This is a genomic window from Burkholderia sp. HAN2018, from assembly GCF_024704855.1.
GTDB classification, from domain to species: domain Bacteria; phylum Pseudomonadota; class Gammaproteobacteria; order Burkholderiales; family Burkholderiaceae; genus Burkholderia; species Burkholderia cepacia.
The window spans coordinates 1-10,554 of the sequence record NZ_QOBB01000236.1 but is presented as its reverse complement, the minus strand read 5'-3'; the positions used below and the strand labels follow the sequence as shown (position 1 = coordinate 10,554).

Below are 10,554 nucleotides of genomic sequence, written 5' to 3'. Positions count from 1 at the left end.
AAAGGCCGCACAGCGCACTGAACTACCTTGCGCCGTCAGAGTTTGCGGCGAAACATCGGGCAACCGCGGATACTCCTGCCGCTTTCCAGGAGCTGGTTTAAAGGAACTTTGCTAGAAGCCCATTGGCTCTATTGAAGGGGGCAGGTCACGGCGACCTCGCTTCCAATAATTGCGCCAATAAAAGGGGCAACGTCCGCTGATGACGCGGAACGGAATTCGTCGGCATCTGGAAGTCCGTCGAGTTCGGGAGGATCGATTGCTCGGGTAAAGGGTCGCCCCGCATTGTCGACTACCGTAAAGTAAGTCCCCGCCTCGATCACGGGTCGACTTACTTCGAGGTGCGGCAGCGCTTTGTGTACGGCGAGATGACCAGCCAAGTGCGCTGCCGCCACATCGACATCCGCCATATTCAACCGGCGCATGCGATACAGACGTCGGAGGCCGCGTTCCTCGAATCCATGACTCATTTCACATGTGGCAATTTGAGTCAACTCGCGAGAGGTACCTTCGAGCAACTCGGGAATTTGATCCAGCACGGACAACAGCTCCCCATGCGAGTCCCGAGCTGCCGTGGTCAGCCGAAACAACCAACTCATCGCTTGACCGGGGTAGTGCCTCAGTTGAACCAACGAGAGCTGCTTGAGCAACGCCCAATCGCCGACTTCCTGACCGAGTTCCATGGCCAAGTGCCGCGCACCGTCGTTCTCGATCCAGCTCTCGTGAAGGGAGTCGATAAGTTGCCGGGCCTTCGCATACGCTCCGAGACGCAAGTAGCAAAATAGCAGATCGGCATGAAGCTCACTGTGCACCCCAGGCCTTAGCATGGCACCGTATATCTCAGCACATTCCTCAAACCGGCTTGCTTGGAAATAGGACATCGCGAGCATATAGCGCTCCTGCTCTACGGCCGTTTGGCTCACTAATGTGGCCGCGCGGGCGAGCAGACTATCTGCCTGCTCCAAGCGGCCGGCGCGACGAAGCATGTCCGATCCGACCGCAAGCGCAGCAATAGACGTCGATGTCGACAGGTCTTGGGCGTCCAACTGTTGCATAACCTCATCGTGACGTCCGTCCTTCGCAAGCGCTTGCCACAGCAATACTCTGATCGATTCGACCGCGCGTTCGCGATCGGCCGGCAAGTTAGCCGCGGCCTCGAGTGCTCGCTCGATCGGTTCGAGTTTTCCTAAGTTTGCGCATGTTTGGGCGAATGTAACAAGGGCATCGGCGGGCATCGCGTGGAGTGAGGACAGCCCCACCTCCAAAGCGCGATCGATATCGCCGGCGCCACGATATGCCTCGATCTCCAATCGAAGAAACTCGGGCCCATCGATCGATCTGGCGCGCGCCTCACGCAGCAGGTCTAACGCGTCGTTGGTCCGCCTCAGAAGGACATATACGTAGCCAAGATTGACTACCGTCGCTTTCAGTGTCGCTGTTGACTGGACCGTCCACAGCTTTTCGTGCCGTGGTTCGAACGCCGCTGCTACGTCGCCCAGCGCATTCAACTCCGCTGTATCAAGCATGCGAAAGGCAATGTTGAGCGGACTGGCCGCCACCCATTCGAGCGTATACCCCAGCGCCCTATCCCTGTTGAAGAAACCCACGTCGTGAAAGGCCAACGCCTTTCGAGCCACCGTGGCTGCTCCCTCGATGTCGCCTGCCCGGTAGCGGCTAAAGGCTACCAGTTGAAAGGCGTCGGCCTCTTGGCGGTGCTCAAGAGGTATCTCGTCCTCCATTAGCGAGCCGCCTCGCACCAATTCCGCGTTTTTGGCGACCAGCCAGACTGAAAGCGATTGCGGGAATCGCTCGAGCGCTTCAACACCAGCCTTCTCCGCTGCCATGAAATCGTTCGCGAGCAACAAGCCGCGCACCCTCGCAGCAGCGAGCTTGTCGTCGTCATCGCACAACTCAGCCGCCTTTAGAAAATCAGCTGCGGCGTCCTTGTCATGATCGAGATTGAAGCGGCACGTCCCGCGCATGAGGTACCAACGCGCGCGCTGATGCGCATCAAACGGCCCTAGATCCTCACCAAGCCGTCGAAGGTCATTCAGTGCCTCCTGGTACCGCCCTTCTTTGATTCGAATATTGATCTGATCGAGTTGTCGGGAGATCAACTTGTTTTCGGATGAATCGCGTGAGGCAGGAATCGCACTTTGGCCCCCTGTATCGCCCGTTGGTAGCGCCACCGTTGAGATACCGACCGCCATGCCTACGGGCGACGTGCCGTGCTTCCACGCGCCAGCGAGCGCGCCGAGCGTGAAATGTTGAGCGCTTGCTTCGCGGACGATCTTGAACGCGCGAGCGAGGTCATCGCCGATCACCTCGGCCAACGATTCGAGCGCTATCCCGCCTGCGCTAGCATTGAGTGACATACACGCTGTCACGAACTTCGACCAGACGTGATTGGGATCGGCGGTGTAGCCACTGGACAGCAAACTCGTGCGAATCAGGTTGACAAGCTGCACGTGCTCCGCAGTGCCGTCTTCCATTAAGTCATGCGCGAGGAAGCTCACATGCTGAAGGAACGTGTAGAGTTCCTCGTCGTCAATCGGTCTTCGCGCAAAACTCGCGACAACGGTTCTGAATGCAGAGACGGCGTTTCGCTTCAGTGCATTGCTAACCCCAACCGCATCGATTTTTTCGAGCCACTCTCGACTCGACAGCGACATGCTTGCCGCCTTCGCAACTGCGGTCGCACCGCTCATGTGATGACGCCCGTCGGCATCGTGAACGATAACGATGCGATCCTCACCTCTTGAGAACAGTTCCGGTTGCTGATAGTCGAGCCAAGCCCCCCCGATTGCATCTTGGAAAGCTTTGGTCGACGATCTTGCTGTCAGGCCTGACTTCATTTGAAAGAACACGCGATGCCGGTGACCCGCCGAGTTCTCGACTGTGCAAACCAGATCGTCCGTTTGCGGTCCATGCGCGCGTGCCTGGAAGCGCAGTTCCGCGATGACCCACCCTTCGGCGATTCCCGGGGACGGCGCACCTAAACACATGTGGATCAGCTTGACAGCCTGGGCACGATTTTCAAATGTGACTCCCTGCGCTCCAGTCGACGCTGAACTCGCGGCCAATTTGGCCTTTCCTTGTATAGAGGACTTGCGTTGTGAAGACTTTCCCGGCCGACGTGTCTGTTTTTTCGTATTCGTATTCGTTTTCATGTTTTGATCTCTGGCTGCATTGCTTTGCCGCTACTCGCCGCGTCGGGCTGCCAGTCACGCGTGATACTTCGCCGCCTCCTGGCACATCCGTTGCTGTTCGACGAGCACCGGCGAGCCCTCGCGCAGCGCGCTCGACACCAGGTAGTCGCGCATGGTGCGCAACAAGCGCTCGACCTCGAGCGGTTCGTGCTCGTCCAGGTCGAAGTAGAGCCGTGCGATCATGGAGACGGGCAGACTCTTCACGCACGCGCGCAGCGCGGTGAACTCGGTACGCGGGTAGGTGCGCGGCACTAGTAGGCCGAGTTGCCGGGGACGATTGGCCACGGGATCGTGACTCCTCAGAAATTGCTAGCGCCCGGCGATGGTTGATCGGCGGGATACAGGATGTCATCCGTGATGCGGCCGGCGACCCCGTCGAGGTCCGGGAACAACACGCCGCGATTGATGCCGGCCCGCTGAAGCTGCCCGCGGATAGTGCCAAATGCCTCGCCTGGAATGCGGATGTAGCGCAGTCGGTCACGAAACCCGGGGTTGGTGTCGAGCGCGAAGTATCTCGTGTCGAGGCCAATTTGCTTCCCCCGATGGACTGTGAACCAGCCATCCTGGGCAGCGATACGGCGAGAGACATGGCGCGGCTTCAGCAACCGTGTTCGGCCGAGTCGGAGCGGATCTTTGCTCTCCTCGGGTGAGATCAGGTCGTCGTGCGTGACGGGCAACATCCACACGGCGCCCGGCCACAGGCCACGGCCCTCCTCGCTTTCACACGAACGGCTCTCGCACGGTTGCTCGACGGCCGGTTTTTTTACTGCGAACCAGAGGGCCGACAACGCACTCCCCGACCAATCCAGCAAGCGGGTGGGCATCGCGTGGTGTTGTGCGATCGCAAGCCAGTCGGCGTTCGTCAGGTCCACGGTCGATTCGACGTGAGGCAGGGCACGCTGCTTGAACTCGTCGAGCATGCGTTGCTCGGTGTTGGGCCGCAACCGCAGTTGGTATGGTGCGCGTCCAATTGCGGGCACAAGCCGCCACGATTCCACCTCCTGGCCGCGAAACAATGGGAAATCGAGGCTGATTACGTCGACGCTGGCAAGCCACTTATCGACGTGTTGAAGAAAGCTCACAAGGTCAGTCGCTTCCCCGACACATTGGGCATCGCGGAGATTCGGATCGAGACTGGATGAGGTGCTCATCGGTGAGTCCTTTGTTCGTGGGTCAGGGTACCGTCATCCTGATGCCCCTTCATTCCACTAGTTCCTGCCGCGGAATAGAACCACTTAGACAAAGAGCATCACGGTGCCCTTTGACGATACAACTACCCGCGCCCTGACTCGCTTGCTAGAGTTTCTACGTAGAAACTGTCGACTACGAGGTCCATACCCGGATCGCGCATTGGCTGCGCCAACTCACAGATTTACCGTGCACATCAACCGCCGGCGGATTTGCCGCGACAGGCAGAAAACGTTCAGCATCAGTCCGATTCGATCGGAAAGGTACAGGAAGGCATGCCAACATGCTGCACCTGCTCCAGCGCTTCAAGATAGCGATGGACCGGCACCGCAGCAAGTTGCTTATCATGAACACGAAGCAACGCTTCGAGTGCACTCCGTTCCGCGTCTGTAAAAGTCCACTTGCCACCCTGCTCTGCCCGCGCAATGCATTGGTTGAGTGCGAAGTCCGCGGAGCGATATAGTTCCGCTTCGCCGTCGGAACGAAAATTAAACGCGAGCGCGAGCATATTGGACAGCGTGGCGATCGACTCAATATCACCACTGCCGCCGCAAAGCAGTGCAAGTGCGAGGCGGTGCTTGAGAGAAAGACGACGGACCTGGTCAACCGGAAGAGGTAGTAGTTGCGCCTTCGTCAGTGGCCGTCGGCGCACGGTTGAGTGTTTTCGCATAGCTTGATTGCCGTGCCAGCAACATCAAATTTAACCGGGCGACCGCTTCATCGTATTCGCCGATCCGCGCGTGTTTAAGCACCTCGGAACCTCGGACGGGAAGTCACGCCTTGCGGCCCCGGCGCTCCAGTTCGATCCTGGTACGTTCCAATTCTCGCGCGAACGTGGCCTCATCCGGGAGGACCGTCTTATACTCCGCTGCGAGTATCTTGTTCGGTAAGTTGTCGAGTGCATAATGCGCCTCGGCCGCGCCTTTTTCAGCACACAGAATCAAGCCAACCGGGGGGTTTTCGCCGGGCTTCATCCAATGTTCACGCGCGTAGTTGAGGTAGAGATGCATCTGCCCCGCGTCCGCATAGCTGAAGCGCCCGACCTTCAAATCGATAATGAGCAGGCATCGCAAGCGCCGGTGAAAAAACACGAGATCGACTCGAAACCAGGTGTCATCGATCCGTAAACGCCGCTGCCGACCTATGAACGCAAAGTCATCGCCGAGCTCGAGGAGAAAGTCCGCCAAGTGCTGGATCAAGGCCGCTTCGAGATCCGACTCCGAATATTCGTCCTTCATGTCAAGAAATTCGAGGACAAACGGATCGCGGATAGCCTCCTCAGGCGATAGAAGATCGCCGGGTTGCGCTACAGCCGCCTTTCCGAGCAAGGACGCCTTGTTGCGTGACAGCACCAGCCGCTCATAGAGCTGACTGCTGATCTGACGGTCAAGCTGCCGCACAGACCAGCCCTCACGCAGCGCTTCAGCCTCGTAAAAGTCGCGAGCAGCTTGCGCTTTCACCGCGAGGAGGCGAACGTAGGCGGACCAGGGCAACGGAAAAGCCTGAGCGATAGCATTCAGCTCAAACGCCACGCCCGTCGACGCCTTCACCGCCGCCTTGGTTGATTTTGCAGACGCTGTCGGGACAATCCGGGCGGGCGTGGATTGTGCAGACAGTGTCTGCACAATCCGATCCGCAGGCCACGTCAAGTAAAAGGCGCGCATCTGTGCGAGATTGCGCCATCCGAAGCCGCGACCGAATCGCTCTGACAGATCGACGCCCAAATGGCGGATCACCGCCTCGCCATAAGCGGCCCGTTCCTCCCCGCCCTGCTCGAACTCAACGATTCGTCGCCCGATCTCCCAATAGGTCGCCGTCATCAGGGCGTTCACCGTGCGAGCCGTCGCTTCTCGCGCCGACGCGACTACATCGGCAATTTCACGGTGCAGTCCCGCATAAGCGGCCTGCCCGACATCACGCTGCGTCACTGGGCGTTCACCACGTCCTTGAACGCCTTGCCGGCGGTGAACTTCACAGTATTCGCGGCCGGGATGGCAATCTCTGCGCCCGTCGTCGGATTACGTCCCGTGCGGGCAGCGCGCTGCCCCTGCGAAAACGCGCCGAAACCGATCAGCTGTACCGATTCGCCGCGACTCACCGCGTTCGTGATCGCGTCCAGGACCGCCTGGACGGTTTTGCTCGCGTCGGTTTTGCTGACGCCCGCGCCCGCTGCGACCGCGTCAATGAGTTCCTGCTTGTTCATGAACAGCCTCGGCAACAAAGTCAAAGCTGCACCCTACCTCATCCCGCTGCACACACGCAAATCGCTGGCCTCCGCCCCACCACTGCCTGCGGCGGGCAGCCCACCAATGAACTCCGGCTTACACCTGTCGCAGCCACGCTCGCCAAGGGCAATCGCGAACGTTTTCCGCCCGGCCAGCACTCACACAACTCTCGGGCCGGTGCGGGTGCTATCACTGACAACCTGACTGTTACTCCAGCCGAATCTTCCCGGCCGACCTGCGCAGGCTACGGCATCGGTTCGTGCCGCGTCTCCTGCCTCCCCTCTGCCCGCCACCGGCAGCCGGGCCTAGACCCAACTTCAGTTGTGTGAGCCCCACGAGCCTGGGCCGTCCGCTCGATGTCCCGAAATGAAGGGTAACATAGCCCTTACTATGTTCCCCTTCCCCGCCGGCCCTCGGAATTGCTCGCTTCAGTAGCCCGACAGTTTCACTCGGACAACCACGCACAACCTCCCTCGATTCCTAAAGTTTCTATGTAGAAACTGCCGATGCCCGCCAGCGACATGCTTTAAGTAGGCGCGCTACCCGCGCCACGGTACGGTTCGCCCGCGCTGGCAGTGCAAGTGCAATCTCGTTTGAGTCACTCGCCAACGGACAAGGTGTCGGGCCCCAATAAACTATCCGGGATAGATCATGGGAAGATCCATCTGCACCCAGTCACCATCATTGCGAAGCGCCGCCGCACGCGGTGCGGTGGAGAGCAGCACGTAGTCACCGACCGCGTGCGTCACGCCACTTTCACTCGCACGGGCGACCGTTACGGTTGCGATTTGATACCCGCGTTTACGCAGCTCGCACACACGTGCACGAGGATCGAGGATGTCGAGGAAGCGCATTGCCTCCACGGTAGTAACACGACCGAAAGCAGAGAAAGCCTCAAGCAAGCGTTCGCGCTGCCGGCTCGCACTATTGCCAGGTTGTCGAGCCAAAATCACCCTCAGTGCCGTCGCCATCGTAGTTGCATCAACTCGTGCCATGCTTTTCCTTCTAGTTGTGAGCATGGACACAATGTTCGCCTAGCATCCCGCAAACCCTGCTACGTCAATCTCTCCGCTCGGGAGGGGGAAAGCGTCCGGAAGAAATTGATGTCAAAAGCCTAGGTAATTCATCCGGCCGGCTGTTCAAGCTGTACGGGCGCGATGCCAAACTCGTCTGCGAGCTCCATCAATGTCGCCACCGTGACGGTTGCGGCAGTCGGATCGGTGAGCGACCGGAGCAACCGCAACGCCTCTGCGATTTTCTCGCCGTCTGACCTACTGTCGCCCCCAATCAACGGAGTCGATACTGGATTCACGCTGACCCGGCTGATCAGATGGTGAGTCGCATTTTCGCTGGCGATACCCGCCACTCTTTCGGAAGCGGCCTGAGCGGCAATCGTCGACCTCACAGCGGGTGTGAGAATCGAGCGAATCGTGCGATCGCTCGTCTCCTCCCAAGCAAGAACCGTAGCCACCATCAGAAATTTCGTCGGGAAACTTGAGCTAAGCACGTACAACGAACGGGCAAGGTGGAGAACAAATGCCCGTCGATCTCCCAGCGGCAACCGGCCCGCCGATCGCGGCGGCACGCGAGAAGGTGCGGCACAAATACGGCTAAGTGGTTCGCGAAAAGCCGGATCCGTCCGATCGCCGATGACCCATGACCCGGCCGAATCAAGGTCCGCCTCAAAGGCAGAAGCCGAAGCCTGCAGCTTTCTGACCTGGGCAACAGTCGGAGCCAGTTCAGCCTCTTGCCCCTCGACGCACGCCAAATACGCTCTCGCGACCGCCTCGGCCACCTTCACTCCGAATACCGTCGACTGCGTCATGGGCGTCGCGTCGAAAAAGGTGCGGCTATCGCGATCGTCGCGCAAGTAGCGACACCAATTGTCGGCTGCCCTTTTTTGCGGCTGCGTGGCCAAGAACGCTTGTGCACGCTCGATTGTATCTGCGAGCGTTTGATTATCGATGGCGAGGACGGTCACGGGTTGCTCCCGATTCTTATTACAGTTCGATCAAGGCTGAATGCCGTCGATTGTAGCCTGCGGAGTCGCCCCCCCCCAGCAACCGCGGACGTCGGAGTGCCGACGACGGACTTATAACCGTGATAAGTCGTATTATCAAGGTTACATCTTCCTCCTTCCCTCTGCGGAGATGCCCTCTCCGATTAGGGCGAGAACAGAAAACGTACGTTTTCCGTACCCGTGCCAACTAGTACCGACAGGCGGTCACCCCATCGCCGCCAAGCGTCGCGCATCTGCGCGTCATAATCGAACTGCAGATAGATCCGATCAAGCGGATCGTTTCGTGCGTGGTTCAGACATCGATGCACGATGCTTTCCGGAATGCCCAGCGATTGCATCATCGTTGCGCACGTCCGACGCAAGTCGTGACATTTCCATTGCCCCCCCGAGACAGTGAGCGCATCGGTTGCCCTCGTGCGACCCTCGGTCGGCGCATCCTTTGATGCGTTGCCGATTACGGATAGCCCCGCAGGTCGTATGGATGCTGACGTGCGGCAGCTTACCCTTTTCCGACGGGAACACATAATCGCGCCGTGCGTCGCCCTCCGGCACGCCGGCGCGCACGACCTGCTGCGCCGCAAACTGCGCGAGGACGAAATCGGAAAGGTGAATTGTGATCGCCGTGTTCGACTTCGTGTGTTCCTTTGGGATGGTCCACGTCCGTGCCTTGAAGTCAAGATCGGTCCATCGCGTCAGGACTGTTTCGCCGACGCGCGTTCCGCAAGCGAGCATCACCCATACCGCTGACGCAATGGAGCATGGAAGCCGAGCGGCCGGAATCAGTTCACCGAGCATGCAGATTTCGTCGTCCGTAAGCGTCCGATCGCGTTCGTTGCCACGCACCGGATCGTAATCGCCTGAAACAACATCCTCTTTTGCAAGCGCAAGCACATCGCAATCGATCAACAAGCGCTTCCACGGCTGATTACGCTCGCCCCATCGAATCATTTGTTGGATGGTTATCAGCATCTCGACCGCTTGGCGGTTGTATCCCACATCGGAAATCGCGGTAAGCAGCGGCAGAACGTTCGACGCAAACACGCCTGCGATCCGGTGAGCACGAAGAGTCGGCAGCACATGCTTTTCCATCGCAGCTCGAAGCGACTTACCGCCATCCTTTCGGCCTTTCTTGCCGCGCTTCTTGTTGACCGTCGCGAACCACGCATCGAATAAGTCGCCGAATGTGAGGTCCGCCGTCACCGCTTGTTCAACCTTGGCCTGGCGTTCACGCTTCTTCGCTTCGAGGTAGTCCACGCCGTCGCGCGCGTGTGAACGAATCGTCGCAGCCGCTGCGCGCGCATCCTCTAGCGATAACTGCGCATCGGTCGTCGAGCGCGCCCACGTCTTGCCGAGCGGCTTATCGCATTGCTTGCCATTGATACTGACGCGAACAAACCAAGATTTCCCGCCGGCCGGCCCCACGCGCAGGAACAGTCCACGCCCATCCGACAGGAAATACCGCTTTCCGGTCGCCTTCGCAGCTTCGATTTGCCTGACCGTCAATGCCCCCATGATCGCCCTCCATCGATATCGTGATCCGATCGGCCCGCGCATCCTCAGCAGAGCCTACCCCACGCCACGAACACTAAAAAGACACTAAAAAGTTGCGGCTCGTGCGGGATTTCCGCGGAATTGGGCGGACCACCGATTCCCCGCAAACCCTTATCCGACGCGGCTCAGACGAATTTCGTCGGACTTGGCCGGATCACCCGAAAAATAATCACGATTCATTTAACTTTCCGTGAGGACTTCGACACCGACCGTTGACTACGATGGGCGCATGTTTTCAGGACCTGCTGCCAGGAGCCCATCATGCCCACCCGCAGACATCTGCTGTTCGCCGGCGCCACCGGCCTCGCCGCGCTCGCGACCCTGTCGTCCGTCGGCCGCCGCGCGCTGGTCGGCCGCGCGTTCG

The 10,554-nt window shown here is 59.3% G+C and carries 9 protein-coding genes; all 9 read right to left on the bottom strand.

The window, feature by feature from the left end; all coding sequences use genetic code 11:
* Nucleotides 1–128: 128 nt before the first annotated feature.
* The 9 genes from DPV74_RS34500 to DPV74_RS34460 all read right to left on the bottom strand — a co-directional run bounded on the left by DPV74_RS34500 (nt 129) and on the right by DPV74_RS34460 (nt 10,151).
* Complete coding sequence (locus DPV74_RS34500) at nt 129–3,167, bottom strand: hypothetical protein (protein WP_162923222.1); 3,039 nt, start codon at nt 3,165–3,167, stop codon at nt 129–131.
* A gap of 54 nt (nt 3,168–3,221) precedes the next feature.
* Complete coding sequence (locus DPV74_RS34495; RefSeq protein ID WP_374709008.1) at nt 3,222–3,491, bottom strand: hypothetical protein; 270 nt, start codon at nt 3,489–3,491, stop codon at nt 3,222–3,224.
* 14 nt (nt 3,492–3,505) lie between these two features.
* Complete coding sequence (locus tag DPV74_RS34490) at nt 3,506–4,357, bottom strand: FRG domain-containing protein (RefSeq protein ID WP_162923221.1); 852 nt, start codon at nt 4,355–4,357, stop codon at nt 3,506–3,508.
* 278 nt (nt 4,358–4,635) lie between these two features.
* Entirely contained in the window at nt 4,636–5,064 is a 429-nt protein-coding gene (locus tag DPV74_RS34485; RefSeq protein WP_119338823.1) for a hypothetical protein, read from the bottom strand.
* A 103-nt stretch (nt 5,065–5,167) separates the two neighbouring features.
* Nucleotides 5,168–6,322 carry a YhcG family protein gene (locus DPV74_RS34480; RefSeq protein ID WP_119338822.1) on the bottom strand — a complete coding sequence of 385 codons (1,155 nt, stop codon included), beginning with the start codon at nt 6,320–6,322 and terminating at the stop codon, nt 5,168–5,170.
* Nucleotides 6,319–6,597, bottom strand: coding sequence for an HU family DNA-binding protein (locus DPV74_RS34475; RefSeq protein WP_059686284.1), 279 nt, complete (start codon nt 6,595–6,597; stop codon nt 6,319–6,321). Before DPV74_RS34475 ends, DPV74_RS34480 begins: the two co-directional genes overlap by 4 nt.
* 657 nt (nt 6,598–7,254) lie before the next feature.
* Nucleotides 7,255–7,614: a helix-turn-helix domain-containing protein gene (locus tag DPV74_RS34470; protein ID WP_119338821.1), complete on the bottom strand. Its 360-nt coding sequence runs from the start codon at nt 7,612–7,614 to the stop codon at nt 7,255–7,257.
* A gap of 128 nt (nt 7,615–7,742) precedes the next feature.
* Entirely contained in the window at nt 7,743–8,600 is an 858-nt protein-coding gene (locus DPV74_RS34465; RefSeq protein WP_062885880.1) for a hypothetical protein, read from the bottom strand.
* Nucleotides 8,601–8,906: 306 nt separating this feature from the next.
* Nucleotides 8,907–10,151 (bottom strand): integrase family protein, encoded by a 1,245-nt coding sequence (locus DPV74_RS34460; protein ID WP_162923220.1) that lies wholly within the window; start codon nt 10,149–10,151, stop codon nt 8,907–8,909.
* Nucleotides 10,152–10,554: the final 403 nt, after the last annotated feature.